The sequence below is a fragment of the Arsukibacterium indicum genome (assembly GCF_019100565.1).
In the GTDB taxonomy this organism is placed as follows: domain Bacteria; phylum Pseudomonadota; class Gammaproteobacteria; order Enterobacterales; family Alteromonadaceae; genus Alishewanella; species Alishewanella indicum.
In genome coordinates this window covers 124,504-145,879 of sequence record NZ_JAHRID010000009.1, presented here as the reverse complement: position 1 = coordinate 145,879, position 21,376 = coordinate 124,504, and the positions used below count along the sequence as shown (strand labels likewise).

Here is a 21,376-nt window from a genome sequence, read left to right as displayed (position 1 = left end):
AACCGTTTATGGCTGGTATTCACTGATCAACGTTAAATCCCTGACTGCCCGGAAACCATAAACCGACATATGCCATACGCCTGCTTCAGGGTTTGAGATAACGCAGCTTTCCTCATTACCGTTGCGGTTTGGCCGGCAATCGTAACTACCCGCTGTTGGCATACTGCCATACTTGAGATAAAGATCGGCATCGCCGCGGCCACCGGTAATGGTTACACTCAGCTGTGCCATACCCGCAGGAACATCCAGCGTGTAGTGCTGCCAGCTGCGACGGCCAATGTTGATATTGGTAATGGTTTCCCCGCCAGCATCAGGTAAATCCGGATCGTCTGCCTCAGTATAGCTACCGGTCAGGCTAACATCAGTAAAGGCGGTATAACCAATTACCTTAACGAAGTAGGTACCTTGCTGTGCCGGGTCAATGTCACAGCTTTCATTGTTGCCAGCCAGGTAAGGCCGGCAATCGTAGTCGCCGACAGTAGGTGCTGCGCCGAATTTGACATACATGTCAGCATCGCCGGTACCACCACTCATAACAAAAGATAAGCCGGTTGCCATGGCCGGTACGTCCAGGCTGAACAATAACTCTTCACCACCGGCACCGGCCAGATTGGTTACTGCCTCACCGTTTTCCAGTACCGTGGCCTCCGGTGGCGTTGGCTCGTCTGGCTCGTCATCGGAGCCGCTACAGCCATATTCTGCCAGATAGTCCACCGCATTTTTAGCTTGCACCAGACCGAAACCGTAAGACGTATCACGGCCTGCCGCACCTAAATCATCCGCTGTGGCGGCAAGGGCAGAGCGGATTTGGGCATTGCTACAATCCGGGAAGTGACTCCATACCAGTGCAGCAACACCAGCCACATGAGGCGATGCCATTGACGTGCCACTCATCAGACCGTAATTACTGGCTCCTGATATCAGATTAGCAGTGCTACCCAGCTGAGTCATCAGCATCTGACCATCTTCCTGGGAAATGCTAACAGCCGGAATGGTTGCGGTGGTGCCTTCCACGGTGCCGCTGAAATTACCTGACTCGTTGTTATAGATGATAGCTGCAAGGCCACCACCTGCCTGACAAGACTCAACTTTCTGTGAGAAGGCAACCTCGCCGCGGGAAATTAAACACACTTTATCTGTGACATCAGTACAGGCCTCAACTGCCAGACCGCAATCGGCAAATTCTGCATTTACAGCGCCACTGCCTGAACCAGACATCGGGATCGCATCGTAAAAAACGCTGTCGACACTGAGCTGACCTTCCAGACCCTGACCTTCAGGATAGGTAGAACGAACATCGACACCCGGGCCGGCTAATTCGACCTGAGCATTGCGCTGTGAGAAATCTGCCAGAGTTCTGGTATTGTCTACTGCAGCAACCGATACCACTGAATCATAAGAAGCAGGGTACGACATAGCGGTGTTACCATCATTACCGGCTGCAGCAATAAGTAGCAAACCCGCATCATAGGCAGCCTGCATTGCATTACTTTCTGTTGCACTTGGCGCGGCACCCCCCAGGCTCATATTAACCACTGTTGCGCCTGCATCGGCACAGGCATTGACTGCACTGGCAAGCGTAGATGAATATCCCCAACCGGCGGCATTAAACACTTTGATAATGTGCATATTCAACTGGCCGTTTGGCATAATGCCGACAATACCAGTGTCATTGTTCAGGGCGCCGATAGTGCCGGCGACATGTGTACCGTGGGGGCCACCGGCGTCAAACCAGTTGCCGGTACCCACATCATTGGTGCCGCTGATATTGCCCGAAGCAAAGTCTTCATGGGGTAAGTCAAGACCAGAGTCGATAACACAAACCGTTTGGTTTGCGGCAAACTCATCACTGACCAAATCGGCCTGCACCATTGGAAAACCATAAGGAATTTGCTGCATTAGTGGATAACGACGCTGGTCAACCTCTATCATTTCAATCGCTGGGTCGGTTTTTAGCAAGTTAACCATGCCAGGCCGCAGCTCAACAGCAATGGCGCGTTGCCCGGCCAACAGATGATGCACTCTGGCACCCTGTCGTTTTAACTTACTGCCATTGTCAGCTAATCGCGCCAGAATCGCGTCTTTGGTCTGTTTGTGCTGGCTTAATACGAAATCGTCTTGCTTACTCAGCCCCAGACTGCTGTTTTTATATTTAATGATGTAGCGGTTGTCATCGGTGCTGATTTTGTCTGTGGCGGCCAGGGCGCTGCTAACGGCGAGTGCCAGCAAGCTACAGCTGGCCAAAGCGAGTGGTTTGGTTAATTTGGACATGATTCACCCTCCTGAGGTGATTTTTATAATAAATTGTTCCTTCAAACTGATTTGCGGACTGCCCAACTCGCAACCAGGCTTCAACCTGTATGAAACTTGTTTTCTCTGTATAAGAGAATCATTCAGATGCTTGCTACTTTATAGCTACAATCTCACACGGCTATAAGTCCAAGCTATAACAAATTAATAACTGTTTCAATTTGTAATTTACAAATAAAGATCATGCCAGCAGTAAGTAGTTGAAAATAAAGTTGAAAATAAAATGCTAGAAAGTTTCCTTTACGTTAAAAAGCTGAGTGGGCATCCTCTGTTAATGGTACTCGACCAGGCAACAGCAATAGTTTATATTGATTTGTAATATTGAATAGGTTTCAGATTTTAATCGGAATTTGCTATGAAAAGATTGCCAAGTGTTAAACAGCTGCAGTATTTGCTGGCGTTGCATGAACATCAGCATTTTGGCCGGGCGGCCGAAGCATGCTTTGTCGGGCAATCGACGCTCAGTGCGGCCATTGCCAACCTGGAAGAGACCATGCAAACCCAGCTACTCGAACGGGACCATAAGACGTTTATCTTTACTTCGCTGGGCGAAGATGTAGTGCGTCAGGCGCGGCATATCATTGAGCAATGTGAAGAGCTGACTGAATTCGCCAAGTCGCAGGGTAAACCTATGGCGGGACCGTTCAGACTAGGTTGCATCCCAACTATTGCGCCTTTTGTACTTAGTGAGGTAATGAGTTTATGTCGGGAGCGGTATCCGGACTTGCAGTTACTGCTGCGTGAAGACACTACCGACAACTCGCTGCATGCGCTGGCCGAGGGCCGGCTGGATATGGTTTTGCTGGCATTGCCTTATGAAACCGGCGCTTTTCATACTGAAGTACTGGCGCAGGATGGCTTTAAGCTGGTGCTGCACAAAGACTGGCTGGGCCGTGGGTTTAATCAGGATATCAGCCAGTGGCCAGACGAAAGTATTTTTTTGCTGGAGCGTGAGCATTGCCTGACCGGTCATGCCGTAAAAGCCTGTGAGTTAGAAGACAGCCGCAAGGTAAACCCGTTCTTTGCCACTAGCTTGCATACTTTAACCCAGATGGTAAATAACAAACTGGGGGTCACCTTTATCCCGCAAATGGCTATTAACAGTGGCTTGCTCGACAGTACTGAATTGATTACTCAGCTGCCTGCCAGTGGTAACGCATACCGTGACATTGGTGTTGCCTGGCGGCCAACATCAAGTAAAGCCCGCAGTTATCGTTTAATGACCAGCTTAATAACTGAAGTGCTGCAGCAAAAATGCCAGTAACTTTTGTTTGGGTTCTGCTAGAATACCGGCTGTTTTTTTACAGCCGTGCCTCTGGTCGGTAAAGCCAAGGAACCCCCGCTATGCAAACTAAAAGTATGCAAGTTAAAGACTTTTCATTCGAGTTGCCAGAGCAACTTATTGCCCGATTTCCCAAAGCCGAACGTTCGAGCAGCCGTCTGTTGGCGATGGATAAACAAAGCGGTGAATTAAGCCATCATATTTTCAAAGACTTAGCCGATTTTCTAAAGCCAGGCGACTTATTGGTGTTTAACAATACCAAAGTGATCCCGGCACGGCTATTTGGCCAGAAAGCCTCAGGTGGTAAAGTTGAAGTACTGGTTGAGCGAATGTTAGACGATAAGCGCTTTTTAGCGCATGTCCGGGCCAGTAAAGCGCCTAAACCCGGCACTGTGCTAGTGCTGGAAAATTCGGCCGAAGTACGGATGAATCAGCGCCATGACGAGCTGTTTGAGCTGGAAGTGTTGGCTGACGAGCCGGTTTTGGTGATGCTGGAGCGGTTAGGCCACATGCCACTGCCGCCCTATATCGACCGACCTGACACCGAAGAAGATAAAGCGCGTTATCAAACGGTTTATAATGAAAAGCCTGGTGCCGTTGCCGCACCGACTGCCGGCCTGCATTTTGACCAGCCGTTACTGGATAAGCTGCAAGCTAAAGGCGTAGAGTTTGCTTATATTACCTTGCACGTTGGCGCAGGTACGTTTCAACCGGTACGTGTTGATAATGTACTGGAACATAAGATGCATGCTGAGTATATCGAGGTGCCACAGCAGGTGGTAGATGCTATTGCCAGCTGTAAAGCCCGTGGCAACAAAGTAGTAGCGGTAGGCACCACCTCGGTGCGTTCACTGGAGTCGGCGGCTCAGCAGGGCGGTGGCAAGCTGATTAGCTATAACGGCGATACCCAGATTTTTATCTACCCCGGCTACCAGTTTAAAGTGATTGATGCGCTGATCACTAACTTTCATTTGCCGGAATCAACGCTGATTATGCTGGTATCTGCGTTTAGCAGCCGCGAACATGTGATGAATGCCTACGATACAGCAATAAACGAGCAATACCGGTTTTACTCTTATGGCGATGCGATGTTTATTAGTTAAATACGTCAGCTAAAGAGGGGATAAGGTGTTTGCGCGCAGCAGCGGCAGGGATGCCGCGGAGGCTGAGACAGCACAGGGATGTGCTGTCGAAGGCGGCGGAGCGTGAATTTCCTTATCCCCGAAACCCTATCCATGTGATTTAGTTAATCTGGATTTAGCTGCTATAATGCGCCGCGAAATAAGCCAGACTGTCTTTCTGGCGATTGAGGATAGTAATGAAATTTGAATTAGATACCACCGATGGCCGGGCCCGCCGTGGCCGGCTGATTTTTGAGCGTGGCACAGTTGAAACACCAGCCTTTATGCCGGTAGGCACTTATGGCACCGTTAAAGGCATGACGCCGGAAGAGCTGGATGCCACCGGTGCCCAGATATGCTTGGGCAATACTTTTCACTTGATGCTTCGCCCGGGCACTGAGATCATTAAGAAACACGGTGACTTACACGACTTTATGCACTGGCATAAGCCTATTCTGACCGACTCTGGTGGCTTTCAGGTGTTCAGCCTGGGGGAGCTTAGAAAAATCACGGAAGAGGGCGTAAAATTCCGCTCACCGCTTAATGGCGAGCGAATTATGCTGACCCCTGAGCGCTCAATGGAAGTGCAGCGTGATTTAGGCTCAGATATCGTGATGATTTTCGACGAGTGCACCCCGTATCCTGCAACCGAGCAACAGGCAAAAAAATCGATGGAAATGTCGCTGCGCTGGGCGAAGCGCAGTAAAGATGCTCATGCAGACAACCCTGCCGCGTTATTTGGCATTATTCAGGGCGGCATGTACCCGAATTTACGTGATGTCTCCTTACAGGGCCTGGAGGAAATTGGATTTGATGGCTACGCCATAGGTGGTTTATCGGTGGGTGAACCGAAAGAGGATATGATTAATATTTTGAACCATACCACTGGCCAGATGCCGAGCCACAAGCCCCGCTATTTAATGGGGGTTGGCAAGCCGGAAGATATTGTTGAAGCCGTGCGCCGTGGTATTGATATGTTCGATTGTGTAATGCCTACCCGTAATGCCCGCAATGGCCACCTGTTTATTAGTACCGGTGTGGTGAAAATCCGCAATGCCAAACATAAAGAGGATATCTCGCCTCTGGATCCGGAATGCGATTGCTACACTTGTAAAAATTATTCCCGGTCATATCTACATCATCTGGACCGGTGTAATGAAATACTGGGTGCGCGGCTTAACACTATTCATAATTTGCATCATTACCAAAAACTGATGCAGGGATTGCGTGACGCCATAGCCGCTGGTACCTTGGAACAGTTTGTCAGTACATTTTATGCGAAGCGTGATATGGCTGTGCCGCCACTGGAGCAATTGGATAATGGGTCGGATTAAACTGAAACACTGGTTAGCACTAATTAACTAAGACTAGCACTAACTAAAGTAATAAATTAAAAACTTAACTATTTGATTAATTTTAAGGGGATAACCATGAGTCTATTTATCAGCAATGCCTATGCCGACAGCGCTGCAGCAGCACCACAGGGTGGTGGCTGGGATTTAATTATTATGTTGCTGGCCTTTGGCCTGATTTTCTATTTCTTAATTTACCGGCCACAAGCCAAGCGCGTTAAAGAACATCGTAATTTGATGGCTGCACTGGGTAAAGGTGATGAAGTATTAACTCAGGGCGGTATCGTTGGCCGGATCAGTAAAATTGCTGATGACAAAGACTTCGTTACGGTAGCATTAAACGACAGCACTGAAGTAACAGTGCAGAAATCAGCGATCAGTGCCGTGTTACCAAAAGGCACGTTAAAGTCGCTGTAAGCGGCGAAGCGAATAAAAAAGGATCATCTTGTGCTAAACAAAAATCCTCTCTGGCGGTATTTGGTGGTGCTGGGGGTGCTGCTGGCAGCATTCCTGTATGCCTTGCCTAATGTGTACCCAGAAGACCCGGCATTAAATATTAATGCCAGCCGTGGCGGTGTGGTGAGCGAAACCACCCGTGCTGAACTTGAACAGGCGTTTATTGCCGCAAATATAACAGCTAAATCTGTTACCCTGACCGAGGGCCAGCTGCTGGCCCGGTTCAGCAGTGCTGAAGATCAGCTGCGGGCACGGGAAGTGGCAGAGCGCCAATTAGGCAGTACTTACATTACTGCCCTGAACATGGTTCCAACTACACCGGCATGGCTACGCGCCATTGGTGCCAGCCCGATGAAACTGGGCCTGGACTTACGCGGTGGTGTTCACTTTCTGATGGCTGTTGATATGAAAGCAGCAATCGACAAAAACCTTAACGATTTGGTGCAGGCATTCCGGGCCGACTTACGCGAAGAGCGGATACGCTACCGGGCAGTGCAGGCCGATTTAGAGCGCGCTCAGGTGCAGATTTTACTGCGTAGTGCTGAAGATGTGGCCGCAGCGCGGTCTGCACTAGCTAAAAACGACCAGGAGCTGCTATTCAGTGACGGTGATAGCGAGCATAGCCTGGTTGTCAGTTTAAGCGAAAACCGGGTTAAAGAAATCCGCGAATATGCGCTGGAGCAGAATATTACCATTATCCGTAACCGGGTAAATGAAATTGGTGTAGCTGAGCCACTGGTGCAACGCCAGGGTGCCGATCGGATTATTGTACAGTTACCAGGGGTGCAAGACCCGGCTCAGGCTAAAGAAATTCTGGGCGCCACGGCAACCCTGGAATTTCGTCTGGTCGATAATGACTCTGATTTAGGTGCGGCCTTAGACGGTCGTCTGCCGGCGGGGGCGAGTTTATATCGCGATCGTAACGGCGTGCCTTATTTGCTGGAAAACCGCACCATGCTTACCGGTGATCATATTACCGGGGCAACTTCTGGCTACGATGAGTATTCGCGGCCACAAGTCAGTATTTCGCTTGATGCTCAGGGTGGTAACTTATTATCTAATGCAACCCGCACCACCATTGGCCGGCAAATGGCCACGGTATTTATTGAATACAAGCCTGGTGAAGAGCGTAACGAAGACGGTACGCCAGTACTGGTGAAGTATGAAGAAGTGATTAATGCCGCCACTATTCAGGCGCGGCTGGGTCGCAGCTTCCGGATCACGGGTATTGATAACCCGGCTGAAGCACAGAATCTGGCGTTGTTGTTGCGTGCCGGTGCCCTGATTGCACCAACCCAAATCATTGAAGAACGGACCATAGGCCCAAGCCTGGGTAAAGAAAACATTGATTTGGGTATGACCGCCATTATGTGGGGTATGGTGGTAGTACTGATCTTTATGGTGCTGTATTACAAAGCTTTTGGTTTAATCGCCAACGTGGCGCTGATTGCCAACCTTATTCTGATCACCGGCTTTATGTCGATGATTCCGGGGGCAACCTTAACCTTGCCGGGTATGGCAGGTATTGTGTTGACTGTGGGTATGGCGGTTGATGCTAACGTGCTGATATTTGAGCGGATCCGCGAAGAGCTCGCTGAAGGACGCAGTGTGCAGCAAGCCATTCATCACGGTTATGATCGCGCTTTTGCCACTATTGCCGACTCTAATATCACCACGTTACTGGTGGCGCTGATCCTGTTTGGTATTGGTACCGGACCTGTCAAAGGTTTCGCTATTACCCTTGCGATTGGTATTCTGACCTCAATCTTCACATCAGTAGTGGGTACCCGTTTACTGGTTAATTTAATCTGGGGTGGCCGCCGCGTGCAGTCACTTCCTATGTAAGGGGGCGGTGTGAGAATATTTCGCTTTACCGAACCGCTTAATTTTATGCGGTTTAAAATGCCGGCGCTGGTGTTATCCGGTTTGCTGGTGATTGCTTCCATTGCCACTATCACTGTCAAAGGCATGAACTGGGGCCTGGATTTTACCGGTGGTACCGTTATTGAAGTAGGTTACAGTGGCGGCGCTGATTTATCGCAGGTACGCAAAGTGCTGGCAGATAATGGCTATGCTGATGCTGTGGTGCAGTACTTTGGTTCCAGCGAAGATGTGGCGATTAGGATCTCACCGCGCGAAGGCATTGACCAATCTACCATTTCAAATGAGGTTTTGCGGGCGTTGAGCGCTACATCCAGCGAGCCGATTGAAATGCGCCGGGTTGAGTTTGTTGGCCCAAGCGTTGGTGATGAACTGAAAGAGCAGGGCGGTTTAGCCATGCTGGCGGCCCTGATAGGGATTCTGCTATATGTCACCATGCGATTTGAATGGCGTTTATCAGTGGGTGCTGTGTTGTCTCTGGGCCATGATGTGATTATTACTCTTGGTTTATTCTCGTTGCTGCAACTTGAATTTGACTTAACCGTGCTGGCAGCGATTCTGGCGTTAATTGGTTATTCGATAAATGACACCATAGTGGTATTTGACCGGATTCGGGAAAGCTTTCGAAAGCTGCGTGATGCAACTGTGCATGAAACCATTAATGAGGCGGTTACGTCTACCTTAAACCGTACTGTAGTAACGTCATTAACCACTATAATTGTACTGGTGGTGTTGTTTACGATGGGTGGTGCATTAATTCACAACTTTGCGTTTGCTTTGTTGTTTGGTATTGCAATTGGTACTTATTCGTCAGTTTTTGTGGCCAGTGCCCTGGCTGTGCAGTTGGGTATCAGCCGTGAAGATATGCTACCACCGCCACCGCCGGAAAAAGAAGGGGAAGGCACCGAGCCTTTGCTGTAGAAGCTATTGCTGTAAAAAAGCGGTTTATATGCTACAAATGCCAGTCTGTGACTGGCATTTTTTTTGATTTTTTAGTGATCATAAAGTGAGGAAAGCTATGGCTGCTCAACATGCACCCGGCTTTATTGCCCTGGTTAATCAGGCAAAGGCTGATATTAATGAAATTACTATCCGTGAATTACTGCAGCATAATCAACCTTACGTGTTGCTGGATGTGCGGGAAGATCACGAGTGGCAAAAAGGCCATTTACCCGAGGCGATGCACCTGGGCAAGGGCATAATTGAACGGGATATTGAACAGACTGTGCCGGATAAAAAGCAAAAAATTGTGTTGTACTGTGGTGGGGGGTATCGTTCAGCGCTTGCGGCAGCAAGCTTGCAGCAGATGGGTTATCAGCAGGTATTAAGTCTGGCAGGCGGCTACCGGGAGTGGACAGAGCAGGGATTAACAGTAGAAGTGCCGGCTTAGGACCTGGCGCTAAGCCGGAACAGGACGCTAAGCCGGAACAGATAGCTGCTTTACTTAGCCAGAGTTTCTGACAAGTGCGGTCGCATACCTTTAACCATTGCCTGTAATACTTTCGGGCTGGCAGCAACAATGTTACCGCTTTTCATCTGGTTAGAACCGCCGGTAAAATCACATACCATACCACCAGCTTCGCGGACAATCAGTTCACCCGCTGCAATATCCCAGGGCTTTAAGCCAATTTCAAAAAAGCCATCAAAGCGACCGGCAGCCACATAAGCTAAATCCAGCGCAGCAGAGCCGGTACGACGCATATCAGCGCAATCCGCAAAAAAACTGTTAAAGATTTTGCTGTAGCTGTCTAAATGATGCTTTGCTTTAAACGGGAAACCTGTAGCTAAAATAGCACCGGTCATATCTGGCAGGGCAGTAACCCGGATACGGGTGCCGTTTAACTGGGCACCGCGGCCACGTGAGGCGGTAAACAGCTCACCGCGCAGTGGATCAAAAATCACTGCCTGGTCAAGTTTACCCTGATGTTTTAAGGCGATTGAAACCGCGAAATGCGGAATGCCTTTAATGAAATTGCTGGTGCCGTCCAGCGGGTCAATAATCCACTGAAACTCGCTGTCACTGTTACCGTAATCGCCATGCTCCTCACCAACAATACCATGGGTTGGAAAAGACTTTTTCAAAATTGCTACAATAGCCTGTTCAGCTTCTTTGTCGACGTTAGTGACAAAGTCGTTGCTGCCTTTTTGCAGTTTCTGAACCATATCTAACTGGCCACAGGCACGGGCAATAATGTTACCAGCACTGCGGGCAGCGCGGATAGCGATGTTCAACATCGGATGCATAGCGATTACCTTATTTTATAAAGAGCGTTAAAAAGAGCTGTATAAAGAACAAACAAAAGAGCGGCGCGTATTGTAGCGATTGCAGCGCAAAAGTAAAGGTAATTGGCTCTAAATGACGGTGGCCATTGGCAGCAATAGATCGTTACATTGTTTTACTATTGGATATTAACGCTTTGCTAACTATTCAGATAATATTCAGCTTTGCTGCGGACAATAGCAGAATTGATAAAATCTAATATAGCGAGGGGTATATGAGACTTCTGAAACGGGTGTTGGCGGCAGCGCTGCTGCTCAGTCTGGCAGGTTGTGGCGCTTTGCACACCTCGGTTGCGAAACGCAATCTGGATGTGCAGACCAAGATGTCTTCCAGTATTTTTCTGGACCCGGTTGAACCAGCACAGCGCACTATTTTTGTTGATGTGCGCAACACCTCTGATAAACCCGAATTTGATATTAAACCCCAGGTAGTAGCTAATCTGCGCGCCAAAGGCTATCAGGTGATTGATAGTCCGGGACAGGCGCATTATTGGTTACAAGCCAATGTGCTGCAGGTCGGACGTACGAACGGCCGCGATGCTAATCGCGCGTTTGCTGCAGGTCCGGGCATGGCCGGCGGTGCAGTTACCGGTTACGCGATTCACCGGGCAACAGGGGGTTCAGGTGCAGCAGGGCTTGGTGCCGCGGTAGCGGGTGCTGCTGCCGGTACTATTGTTGATGCCCTGGTTGAAGATGTGTACTACACCGTCATTACTGATATTCAGATTATGGAGCGATTTGGTGGCTCGGTAAGTGAACGCTCAGAACATCAGTTATTGCAGGGTGACAGTGGCAGCACAACCTCAAGCTATCAGCGTCAGACTGATATGAGAAAATACCAGAGCCGGGTTATGAGCTATGCCAATCAGGCCAATTTAAAATGGCCTGAGGCTGCACCACAGCTCACCGATGGCGTCGCCCGTTCACTGGCAGGTTTATTCTAAATGCGTTTGTTCCTGTGCTTGCTGGTGCTGATGCCGTTAACCGGCTGTATGGCGTTGCATACCTCGGTTGCAAAAGGCAAGCTAGATGTGCAAACCCGGATGAGCGAAACCATCTATCTGGACCCGGTAGAGCCTGAGCTTCGCACCATTTATCTGGATATTCGCCAGACTGCTGCAGAGTATCAGTTGCCGCTGGCCGATGACGTGCGGGATTTATTGCTTAGTCGCGGCTATCAGTTAGTTGCCTCACCGCAGCAGGCGCAGTATTGGTTGCAGGTGAATGTACGCACGGTATTAAAGGAGCGGCCTGAAGTGGTGCTGGCCAGTGGTGAATACAATATGAGCCCGGAGCAAATCCATCAACTGCTATACCCTGGAGTTGCCCTGCCAGAACCTGAGACTGAGCGGATTAGTGCACAGCGTCGGGCGAGCAACGTGGCGGTGTACGCCGATGCCAGCTACGGTACCAATATTGACGGCAAGGACATTGCCAGAGCGTTGGTGGTGCTGGCTGCCTGGGCTGGCGCTGAGTATGTGGGTAACCAGCTGGTGCAGGATAAATATTACACTATGCTGACTGATATTCAGCTGGCTGAGCGGATAGCGCCAGACAGTATTGGTATGGTGCAGGAAAGCAGCATGCAGCGCCTGACGCAGGGTGACAGTGGCAACACTGAATTATTATGGGAGCTGGCCACTGATCGGCGCAAGTATCAGGTAAAAGTGGTTAGCTTTGCCAATAAAGCTAACCTTAGCTGGGAGGATGCCGAGCAGCCATTGCATCAGGGCTTGCTGCGCTCTTTAGCCGGTATCTTCTGATGCTGCGTTTAGTTCAGACCGTGGCGTATCGCTACCAGTACTGCTCCACCGTGATATTGCCTGGGGTGCGACGTAGGTTCTTTTTTAGCCCTAAGCTGATTAGCAAATCCTTGGTATCAGTGATCATTTGTGGGTTGCCACATAACATCACCTGAGAATTCGAGTTTAGTAACTGGCCGCATTGTTGCTGCAACTGATGCGAGCTGATTAAATTTGGAATGCGGTCATGTAATGCATCCGGATGAAGTTCGCGGGTGACAACAGGTTGATAATGCAATTGCCCTGGGTGTGCCGCCTTAAAACCTTCAATCAGGTCCTTATAGGCCAGATCTGCCGCATTTCGAACGCTGTGAACCAGAATAATATGTGCAAAACGCCGGTAAGGTTCGCTGGTCGCCAGCATAGATAAATAGGGACCAATGCCGGTGCCTGTCGCTATCAGCCATAAATTGTCGCCGTCAGGCACCTCATCCAGAATAAAGAAACCACTGGCAGGCTGGCTGATACCAATGCTGTCACCAGGGGTGAGCTGCTGCAGTAATGGTGATAATAAGCCATCTGCCACCGTACTGATTAAAAATTCCTGATACTCGCTATCGGGTGGGTTTACTAATGAGTAAGCACGCTGCACACGCCCTTCAGGGCCTTCAACTGCCAGCCTGACAAACTGGCCGGCAATAAAAGGCAGCGGTCCGGTTTTTGCTTTTATACTGAATAAGTTGCTGGTCCAGTAAATTGTTTCAGAAACCGTTGCATTTAACCATTGCGCCATAGGGTTCTCCGGATTAAGTTATGCTTTATGTTCAGGATATTAGCATAGCAGCATAACAGTTTAGCGCGGGAGGCAAAATGGAAACCATCAGCTGGCAGGACTTTGCCAAAGTAGAACTTCGGATAGGCACCATTATTGCCGTCGACGATTTTCCACAGGCTCGCAAACCCGCTTATAAACTCCAGGTAGACTTTGGCAGCGACATAGGCGTTAAAAAGTCCAGTGCTCAAATCACTACCTTGTACAGCAAGGAGCAATTGCTCGGCAGACAGGTATTGGCGGTGGTAAATTTTCCGCCCAAACAAATCGGCCCCATCCAATCTGAGTGTCTGGTAACCGGCTTTGCCCGCGAAGACGGTGCCATTGTGCTGGTCGGAGTCGATAGCCCGGTGCCCAATGGCGCTAAGCTGGGTTAAATATCCTGCAGGCATTGTTACTGTCATAAATTTGCCTTAACACCGTGCTATAACTGCCGCCGTTATGAATAAATACTTATATTTTCTTCGTCACGCTACCGCAGAGGTTATCCGGCCTAATCAGCTGGATATTGACCGCTGCCTGGTGGAAAAAGGTCGCTTGCAGGCCCGACGGGTTGCCCGATTTATGCAGCGGCATAATATTGAGCCAGATATTGTGTTGAGCAGTCCTTATCCCAGAGCAATCCAGACTGCAGCAATAGTGTGTAAAGAAGCAGCGCTGGCGCCAGCCAAAGAGCAGGATTGGCTGGCCCTGGCCACTGACAGTCAAAGCGCCTCAAGCCAGCTGTATCAGCAGCTGCCCGAATTGCCGCAGCATTCTTTGCTGGTCGGACATGAGCCGGATATTTCAGCTCTGATTAGTTTACTGCTGGGCTGTCATCAGCCGGCGCTGAAAATCAGAAAAGCGTCGTTAACTTGTCTGACATACGGCGAAGTTAGCAAGAGCTTTCAGCTGGAGTGGTTAGTTCCGGCTAAACTTATGTAGAATTGACGGTCTTTACTTCCCGGTTTTTACCAATGCCAGACTACTTATTCGTGTACGGTACCCTTCGCCAACGCGCCCAACGCCGCGCCGCCGGCAATCGTTGCTATCAGTTACTGCTGAAGCATGCCAGCCTGCTAGGGCAGGGCCGGTTGCAGGCAAAATTGTTTCTGGTTGATTATTATCCCGGGGCTGTGCCAGACCATGGTCCAGCATGGCAGGTAACAGGCGAAGTGTATCAGCTACAGCAGCCTGAGTTATTGCTGGCTGAACTGGATAAGTACGAAGCGTGCGGCCCGGGCTTTGCCAGCCCCACCGAATACCTGCGGCTTAAACAACACATTACTCTGCAAAACGGCGAAATCGTTACCGCCTGGGTTTATGTCTATAACCATCCGATTGATGAACTAGAGCAAATTTTGACTGGTGATTTTCTACAGCCAACTTCTTAGAAAAAATGACGCAATAAAAAAGGCCGCAAGCGGCCTTTCGTGTTTCTTAAGCAAACTTGCTGTTAGTGTCTGAAATGGCGAACACCGGTAAACACCATGGCCATGCCGTGCTCGTCGGCGGCGGCAATGACTTCAGCATCGCGCATTGAGCCGCCCGGCTGAATTACCGCAGTAATACCGGCAGCGGCGGCGGCGTCGATACCATCACGGAACGGGAAGAAGGCGTCTGAGGCCATTACCGAGCCTTTTACTTCCAGCTTCTCGTCGGCAGCCTTGATGCCGGCAATTTTCGCGCTGTACACCCGGCTCATCTGGCCGGCACCAACGCCAATGGTCATGCTGTCTTTAACATAGACAATGGCATTCGATTTGACGAATTTAGCTACTTTCCAGCAGAACAGTAAGTCTTTCAGTTCCTGCTCAGTGGGCTGGCGCTTGGTCACGATCTTTAAATCGTTAGCAGTGATTTTGGCCTGATCGCGGTCCTGCAGCAGCATGCCGCCGTTAACTTGCTTGATATCCAGCGCATTAGCGGCCTGGCTAAAATTGCCACATACCAATAACCGCACGTTTGGCTTGGTGCCTACTACCGCTACTGCCGCATCGGTAGCAGAAGGAGCAATAATCACTTCGACAAACTGGCGGCTGATGATTTCTTTGGCCGTGGTTTCGTCCAATTGGCGGTTAAAGGCAATAATTCCGCCAAAGGCTGAGGTTGGGTCGGTCTGGTAAGCACGGTTATAGGCACTTAAAATGGAATCGCCAATGGCTACGCCACACGGGTTAGCGTGCTTGACGATAACACAGGCAGGCTCGTCGAACTCTTTCACACATTCCAGTGCGGCGTCAGTGTCAGCGATGTTGTTATAGGACAACGCCTTGCCCTGCAACTGCTTAGCAGTTGAAACGGAAGCTTCAGTTGCACTATCCTGTACATAAAAGGCCGCGCTCTGATGACTGTTTTCACCATAGCGTAAGTCTTGTTTCTTAACAAACTGGCTGTTAAAGGTGCGCGGAAACTTGCTGACTGGCTCGGCAGGGTTAGCATAAGCTGGCAGCATGGCGCCAAAATAGTTAGCTATCATGCCATCATATTGTGCGGTATGTTCAAACGCGCTAATGGCCAGGCTAAAACGGGTAGCATGGGTAGTGGCGCCATTGTTGTCGTTCATTTCAGCGAGCACTAAGCTGTAGTCGCGGGCATTCACCACGATGGTGACGTCTTTGTGGTTTTTAGCCGCAGCGCGCACCATAGTCGGGCCGCCGATATCAATATTTTCAATGGCATCTTCCAAGGTGCAGCCAGGCTTGGCAACGGTGCTCGCAAATGGATACAGGTTAACCACCACCAGATCTATCGGGCCGATACTGTTATCGGCCATCACATTTTCATCAACACCACGCCTTGCCAGAATACCGCCGTGAATTTTCGGATGAAGAGTTTTCACCCGGCCGTCCATAATTTCCGGATGTCCTGTATAGTCGGAAACTTCCGTCACCTTAATACCGTTCTCAGCCAGCAATTTAGCGGTACCGCCGGTTGACAGAATATCAACCTGTTGCTCTGCCAGGGCGCGGGCGAATTCAACGATACCGGTTTTGTCAGACACACTTAACAGTGCGCGGCGAATAGGACGTAGTGTTGTCATGCTTTAATTCTCTTATCGCTTGCAGAAATCAGATTTTAACTTATCCAATAAAAAAGCACCCGAAGGTGCTTAGCAGCGAGGCCGGAGCCCCGCGGTGGCATTAACTCATGCCGTATTGTTTCAGCTTCTTACGCAGGGTACCGCGGTTGATGCCCATCAGGTTAGCTGCGCGGGTCTGGTTGCCGCGGGTGTATTTCATCACCTCTTCCAGTAACGGCCGCTCTAACTCTGACAACACCAGCTCGTACAGGTCATTAACGTCCTGACCGTTTAACTGTTGCAGGTAGTTAGCGACGGCTTTCTGCACGGCGTTGCTTAACGCTTGTGGCTTTTCCTGAGTTTGAACATGGGCATTAGTAATAAATGGCGAAGTAACGTTCGAATTAAACATTGCTTATCTCTTTTGCGTTAGGTTGCTGCTAGTTTATGAAAATAGTCATTTAATGCCTCGAGCTGGCGTTCAGCCTGCTCAATAGCATTGAATTCGCTGCGAAACACACCCTGGGCATCGTGCTCAGCTAAATACCAGCCGACGTGCTTACGGGCAATTCTAGGCCCCAAATGCACACCATATAACTGATGTAAGCCCTGCACATGCTCCAGCATGATTTGCTGCACTTCAGCAATTGCTGGTGCAGCCAGTTTTTCACCTGTTGCCAGGTAATGGGTCACTTCCCGGAATATCCAGGGGCGCCCCTGTGCCGCCCTGCCAATCATAATGGCGTCGGCACCGGTGTAATTAAGCACATATTGTGCTTTTTCCGGCGTGGTAATGTCACCATTGGCAATAACCGGCAGTGACACTGCCTGCTTTATCGCTTTAATGGTGTCGTATTCGGCTTCACCTTTATACATGCAGGCTTTTGTTCTGCCATGTACAGCCAGTGCCTGAATACCACTATTCTCGGCTATGCGGGCTATCTGCACACCATTACGGTGTTCAGGGTCCCAGCCGGTACGGATTTTCAGGGTTACCGGTACTGTTACTGCTTTTACCACTGCCTGAATAATATCTTCTACCAGCTCCGGGTATTGTAATAACGCCGAGCCTGCCAGTTTTTTATTCACTTTTTTTGCCGGGCAACCCATGTTGATGTCGATTATGTCGGCACCGATTTCAACATTATATTGGGCTGCTGCAGCCATTTGCGCCGGATCACTGCCGGCAATTTGTACCGAGCGGATCCCTGATTCCTGGCGATGTCCCATCCGGTTTTGTGACTTTTCGCTTTGCCAGACCTGTGGATTGCTTGACAGCATCTCAGATACAGCTAAAGCCGCGCCAAACCGCCGGCAAAGCTCACGAAAAGTATGATCAGTGACTCCGGCCATCGGAGCACAAATTACCTTGTTCGCTAACTGATAAGGACCTATGCGCACCATGTAATCCAAGGCTCTAACCCCAAGGGGCGCTAAGTTTACGGATTTTTGCCAACAAAGCAAAGGTTATTATTTAAACAAAAGTGTAATTAATTTGGCCGTTCAGGGATTGACATTCGCTAAAAGGCTGAAAAGGCGTGTTTTCCTGCAGCTGTAATCCCGGAAACAATGGCCTGAGCAAAAAGATAATTGTACGGTTGTTTGTTTTGCCACCAGTTAGTCATTGGCTTAACCAGCATGTTTTCGGGCACTTAACCGCACCCATTCGTCCTGCTCGGCCACAGGGTCGAAGCTGAAGTTATTGCTGTAAGCATCAATTACGCTCTGGGCCTGACTTTGCAAAATACCTGACAACGCCAGCAAGCCACCAGGCTTTACATAGCCACTGATTATCTGGCTGAGCTCTGCCAGCGGGCCGGCCAGGATATTGGCTACAACGACATCGGCCTGCAATTGGGGCTGATCTTTTGGCAGGTAAAGCTCTATCTGGCCGCTAACGTTGTTGCGGGCGGCATTGGCGGTACTTGCTTCTATTGCTTGTGGGTCAATGTCGATACCAACCACCCGTTTTGCGCCCAGTTTCAATGCTGCTATGCCCAAAATGCCTGAGCCACAGCCAAAATCGACAACCGTTTGATCCGGCTTAATATGCTGATCCAGCCATTGCATGCACAGTGCCGTAGTGGGGTGGGTGCCGGTACCAAAAGCAAGGCCTGGGTCAAGCATGACATTAACAGCGGACGGGTCTGGAATGTCACGCCAGCTTGGGCACACCCATAAACGTTCGCCAAACTTAATCGGATGAAAGTTATCCATCCACTCGCGTTCCCAGTCTTTGTCTTCCAGTTGTTCCAGCTTGTACTGCAGCTTGTCTTTAAAAAAAGCCACCTGCTGCAAGTTAGTTATCACCTGCTCCATCGGGTGCTCGGCGTCAAATAAACCCACCACTACGGTATGGGTCCAGTAAATGACCTCACCAGGCATAGGCTCATAAATTGGCGTATCATGCGCATCAACAAAACTGACCGCCTGTGCCCCCCAGCCTTGCAGCATATCACTGACTTGCTCGGCTTTATCTTCAGTAGTAGTAACGCGTAGTTGGATCCAGGGCATGGTGGGTTCTCTTGCTGCAATTTCGGCGCATTATAGCAAAAAGGCCGCAATTGCGGCCTTAAATCTTAGCTAATTACTGCAGTAGCAGTGAATTGCAGGGCTATTTCATTCCCAGCTTTTTCTCCAGGTAATGAATATTGGTGCCGCCTTTACAGAACGCTGTATCACGCATAATGTCTTTATGCAGCGGAATATTGGTTTTAATACCTTCCACCAGCAGTTCGTCCAGTGCATTGCGCATCCGGGCAATAGCGATTTCACGGCTTTCACCATAGGTAATCAGCTTACCAACCATGGAGTCATAGTTTGGTGGCACACTGTAATCAGCATAAATATGTGAATCCCAGCGCACACCATTACCACCGGCAGGGTGGAAACGGGTAATTTTGCCTGGTGATGGCATAAAGGTTACCGGATCTTCTGCGTTAATCCGACACTCAACAGCATGGCCGCGAATCACAATGTCTTCCTGCTTCAGTGTCAACGGCATGCCAGAGGCTACCCGCAGCTGTTCTTTAATCAGATCGACACCACTGATCATTTCAGTCACCGGATGTTCTACCTGAATACGGGTATTCATCTCAATAAAGAAGAACTCACCGTTTTCAAACAAAAACTCAAAGGTACCGGCACCGCGATAGTTCATTACTTTACAGGCATCAACACAACGACCACCAATGAAAGCGCGAAGTTCCGGGGTAATGCCCGGTGCTGGTGCTTCTTCCACCACTTTCTGGTGCCGGCGCTGCATTGAGCAGTCACGCTCTGCTAAATGGATAGCGTTGCCCTGGCCATCAGCCAATACCTGGATCTCGATATGACGTGGGTTTTCCAGGAATTTCTCCATGTACACCATGTCGTTACCAAAAGCGGCTTTGGCTTCAGCTTTGGTCATCTCAATTGAACTGACCAGCTCTTCTTCACTGCGTACTACCCGCATACCACGACCACCACCACCGCCGGCAGCCTTAACGATAATCGGATAACCTATACGTTTCGCAATCTTTTTGTTGGTGTCAGCATCGTCACCAACTGCGCCGTCTGAACCTGGCACACAAGGTACGCCAGCCTTTTTCATCGCTTCTATGGCAGATACCTTGTCGCCCATTAAGCGAATAGATTCCGGATGCGGACCAATAAATACCAGGCCGCTTTCTTCTACCTGCTGAGCAAAATCAGCGCGTTCGGCTAAAAAGCCGTAGCCCGGGTGAATAGCCTGGGCATTAGTCACTTCCGCTGCGGCAATAAGTGCCGGAATATTTAAATAGCTTTGCGGTGACGGAGCCGGGCCTATACAAATGGTCTCGTCTGCCAGCAGCACATGTTTCAGGTTACGGTCAACGGTGGAGTGCACCGCTACCGTTTTAATACCGAGTTCTTTGCATGCGCGTAAGATACGCAGTGCAATTTCGCCCCGGTTGGCAATGAGTACTTTTTCTAGCATCGGTCAGCCTTTTCGGTTATTCGAGAATAAATAACGGCTGATCAAATTCGACCGGGTCGCCGTTTTCAACCAGAATTTCTTTTACCACGCCTGCTTTATCAGACTGGATTTGGTTCATCATTTTCATGGCTTCAACAATACAAAGGGTATCACCCACTTTCACGCTCTGGCCTACTTCAACAAAGGCTTTAGACGTTGGCGATGCAGCCCGGTAAAAGGAGCCTACCATCGGTGATTTAATAACCTGGCCGCTGGTGGGTTTGGCCGCCTCTGCCGGAACTGCTGCTGGAGCAGCTGCAGGGGCCGGTGCCGGTGCTTGCATTTGTGGCTGGGCATACTGCATAGGTTGCATTGGAGCGTACTGCTGTACCGGGCTGTTGCGGCTAATCCGCACTGACTCTTCACCCTCGGTAATTTCCAGCTCAGAAATGCCAGATTCTTCCAGCAATTCGATTAATTTTTTAATTTTTCTAATATCCATGTCTGTCGCCTGATGTTAGTTAATTTGTTAGTTCATTTACTTGGTTGTTTGCAATGCTGATACTGCTGCGTCAAGCGCATAGTGATAACCTTTGGCGCCAAGGCCGCAGATAACCCCACGGGCAATATCCGCCAGAAAAGAGTGCCTGCGAAACGCCTCCCGGGCGTGCACGTTAGATAAGTGAATTTCAATAAAGGGAATAGCGACTGCAAGTAGTGCATCACGCAATGCGATACTGGTATGGGTAAAGGCACCCGGATTAATGATAATAAAATCCTGTTGCCCCAGGCTCTGTTGCACGGCAGCAATGAGTTCATGTTCGGCGTTTGACTGAAAATGCTGCAAGCTGACATTTATGGTGGCCGCCTGATTTTCCAACTCATTGACAATATCGTTCAGGCTGGCGGCACCGTACACTTGCGGCTCACGAACGCCCAGCATGTTCAGGTTTGGACCATTTAAAAGTAAAATTCGGTATTTTGCCGCCATTTGTCCTGTATTTCCGCTAAATGTTACGAATAAGCTTTATCTTACGAGAGCCGGTGTCAAAATGCACCTGTTTGCTTAATTCAAAACATTGAATGCGCCCTTTATTACCTGATAAGCGCCTTATTATAGTGAAATCGTGACAAATGGCAGCAAAATACTGGTCTTATCAGCCAGAGTGATCAAAATGGCGG

The 21,376-nt window shown here is 49.6% G+C and carries 22 protein-coding genes; 12 read left to right on the top strand and 10 right to left on the bottom strand.

The window, feature by feature from the left end; genetic code table 11:
• Positions 1-6 precede the first annotated feature (6 nt).
• The gene (locus KQY15_RS16905; protein ID WP_217671087.1) at positions 7-2,271 is read right to left on the bottom strand and encodes a S8 family serine peptidase; all 2,265 of its coding nucleotides are present in this window, start codon (positions 2,269-2,271) and stop codon (positions 7-9) included.
• 394 nt (positions 2,272-2,665) lie between these two features.
• On the opposite strand from KQY15_RS16905, the gene KQY15_RS16900 reads away from it, so the two are divergent.
• The 7 genes from KQY15_RS16900 (at position 2,666) to KQY15_RS16870 (ending at position 9,792) form a co-directional block, all read left to right on the top strand.
• Entirely contained in the window at positions 2,666-3,574 is a 909-nt protein-coding gene (locus KQY15_RS16900) for a hydrogen peroxide-inducible genes activator (RefSeq protein ID WP_217671086.1), read from the top strand.
• 95 nt (positions 3,575-3,669) lie between these two features.
• Positions 3,670-4,695 carry a tRNA preQ1(34) S-adenosylmethionine ribosyltransferase-isomerase QueA gene (queA, locus tag KQY15_RS16895; protein WP_217671151.1) on the top strand — a complete coding sequence of 342 codons (1,026 nt, stop codon included), beginning with the start codon at positions 3,670-3,672 and terminating at the stop codon, positions 4,693-4,695.
• A gap of 215 nt (positions 4,696-4,910) precedes the next feature.
• On the top strand, positions 4,911-6,047 hold the full coding sequence (tgt, locus tag KQY15_RS16890) for a tRNA guanosine(34) transglycosylase Tgt (RefSeq protein ID WP_217671085.1): 1,137 nt from the start codon (positions 4,911-4,913) through the stop codon (positions 6,045-6,047).
• Between the two features lie 96 nt (positions 6,048-6,143).
• A complete protein-coding gene (gene yajC / locus KQY15_RS16885; RefSeq protein ID WP_217671084.1) occupies positions 6,144-6,482 on the top strand; it encodes a preprotein translocase subunit YajC in 339 nt (112 codons plus the stop codon).
• Between the two features lie 30 nt (positions 6,483-6,512).
• The gene (gene secD / locus KQY15_RS16880) at positions 6,513-8,366 is read left to right on the top strand and encodes a protein translocase subunit SecD (RefSeq protein WP_217671083.1); all 1,854 of its coding nucleotides are present in this window, start codon (positions 6,513-6,515) and stop codon (positions 8,364-8,366) included.
• Between the two features lie 9 nt (positions 8,367-8,375).
• Entirely contained in the window at positions 8,376-9,323 is a 948-nt protein-coding gene (gene secF / locus KQY15_RS16875; protein WP_217671082.1) for a protein translocase subunit SecF, read from the top strand.
• Between the two features lie 97 nt (positions 9,324-9,420).
• A complete protein-coding gene (locus KQY15_RS16870; RefSeq protein WP_217671081.1) occupies positions 9,421-9,792 on the top strand; it encodes a rhodanese-like domain-containing protein in 372 nt (123 codons plus the stop codon).
• A gap of 50 nt (positions 9,793-9,842) precedes the next feature.
• Here KQY15_RS16870 and suhB read toward each other — a convergent pair whose 3' ends face one another.
• Positions 9,843-10,646, bottom strand: coding sequence for an inositol-1-monophosphatase (gene suhB / locus KQY15_RS16865; RefSeq protein WP_214001093.1), 804 nt, complete (start codon positions 10,644-10,646; stop codon positions 9,843-9,845).
• A gap of 251 nt (positions 10,647-10,897) precedes the next feature.
• Here suhB and KQY15_RS16860 point away from each other — a divergent pair, with 251 nt between their 5' ends.
• Positions 10,898-11,626: a complement resistance protein TraT gene (locus KQY15_RS16860; RefSeq protein ID WP_217671080.1), complete on the top strand. Its 729-nt coding sequence runs from the start codon at positions 10,898-10,900 to the stop codon at positions 11,624-11,626.
• Complete coding sequence (gene traT, locus KQY15_RS16855; protein WP_217671079.1) at positions 11,627-12,445, top strand: complement resistance protein TraT; 819 nt, start codon at positions 11,627-11,629, stop codon at positions 12,443-12,445.
• Positions 12,446-12,476: 31 nt separating this feature from the next.
• Here the strand turns inward: traT and KQY15_RS16850 are convergent, their stop codons facing one another.
• On the bottom strand, positions 12,477-13,217 hold the full coding sequence (locus KQY15_RS16850; protein WP_217671078.1) for a ferredoxin--NADP reductase: 741 nt from the start codon (positions 13,215-13,217) through the stop codon (positions 12,477-12,479).
• 77 nt (positions 13,218-13,294) lie between these two features.
• On the opposite strand from KQY15_RS16850, the gene KQY15_RS16845 reads away from it, so the two are divergent.
• The 3 genes from KQY15_RS16845 (at position 13,295) to KQY15_RS16835 (ending at position 14,629) form a co-directional block, all read left to right on the top strand.
• Positions 13,295-13,633, top strand: a complete 339-nt coding sequence (locus KQY15_RS16845) for a tRNA-binding protein (protein ID WP_217671077.1) — start codon at positions 13,295-13,297, stop codon at positions 13,631-13,633.
• A gap of 64 nt (positions 13,634-13,697) precedes the next feature.
• Positions 13,698-14,180 (top strand): SixA phosphatase family protein, encoded by a 483-nt coding sequence (locus tag KQY15_RS16840; protein ID WP_217671076.1) that lies wholly within the window; start codon positions 13,698-13,700, stop codon positions 14,178-14,180.
• A gap of 32 nt (positions 14,181-14,212) precedes the next feature.
• Complete coding sequence (locus KQY15_RS16835) at positions 14,213-14,629, top strand: gamma-glutamylcyclotransferase family protein (protein ID WP_217671075.1); 417 nt, start codon at positions 14,213-14,215, stop codon at positions 14,627-14,629.
• 62 nt (positions 14,630-14,691) lie between these two features.
• Here KQY15_RS16835 and purH read toward each other — a convergent pair whose 3' ends face one another.
• From purH to aroQ, 7 genes are all read right to left on the bottom strand, one after another.
• Positions 14,692-16,278, bottom strand: a complete 1,587-nt coding sequence (purH, locus tag KQY15_RS16830) for a bifunctional phosphoribosylaminoimidazolecarboxamide formyltransferase/IMP cyclohydrolase (RefSeq protein ID WP_217671074.1) — start codon at positions 16,276-16,278, stop codon at positions 14,692-14,694.
• Between the two features lie 100 nt (positions 16,279-16,378).
• Entirely contained in the window at positions 16,379-16,669 is a 291-nt protein-coding gene (fis, locus tag KQY15_RS16825; protein ID WP_019676480.1) for a DNA-binding transcriptional regulator Fis, read from the bottom strand.
• Between the two features lie 17 nt (positions 16,670-16,686).
• Positions 16,687-17,661 carry a tRNA dihydrouridine synthase DusB gene (gene dusB, locus KQY15_RS16820; RefSeq protein WP_217671150.1) on the bottom strand — a complete coding sequence of 325 codons (975 nt, stop codon included), beginning with the start codon at positions 17,659-17,661 and terminating at the stop codon, positions 16,687-16,689.
• 225 nt (positions 17,662-17,886) lie between these two features.
• Positions 17,887-18,771 carry a 50S ribosomal protein L11 methyltransferase gene (gene prmA, locus KQY15_RS16815; protein ID WP_217671073.1) on the bottom strand — a complete coding sequence of 295 codons (885 nt, stop codon included), beginning with the start codon at positions 18,769-18,771 and terminating at the stop codon, positions 17,887-17,889.
• Positions 18,772-18,871: 100 nt separating this feature from the next.
• Complete coding sequence (accC, locus tag KQY15_RS16810) at positions 18,872-20,215, bottom strand: acetyl-CoA carboxylase biotin carboxylase subunit (RefSeq protein WP_217671072.1); 1,344 nt, start codon at positions 20,213-20,215, stop codon at positions 18,872-18,874.
• A 16-nt stretch (positions 20,216-20,231) separates the two neighbouring features.
• Positions 20,232-20,696, bottom strand: a complete 465-nt coding sequence (accB, locus tag KQY15_RS16805; protein WP_217671071.1) for an acetyl-CoA carboxylase biotin carboxyl carrier protein — start codon at positions 20,694-20,696, stop codon at positions 20,232-20,234.
• 36 nt (positions 20,697-20,732) lie between these two features.
• On the bottom strand, positions 20,733-21,185 hold the full coding sequence (gene aroQ, locus KQY15_RS16800; protein WP_217671070.1) for a type II 3-dehydroquinate dehydratase: 453 nt from the start codon (positions 21,183-21,185) through the stop codon (positions 20,733-20,735).
• Positions 21,186-21,376 lie beyond the last annotated feature (191 nt).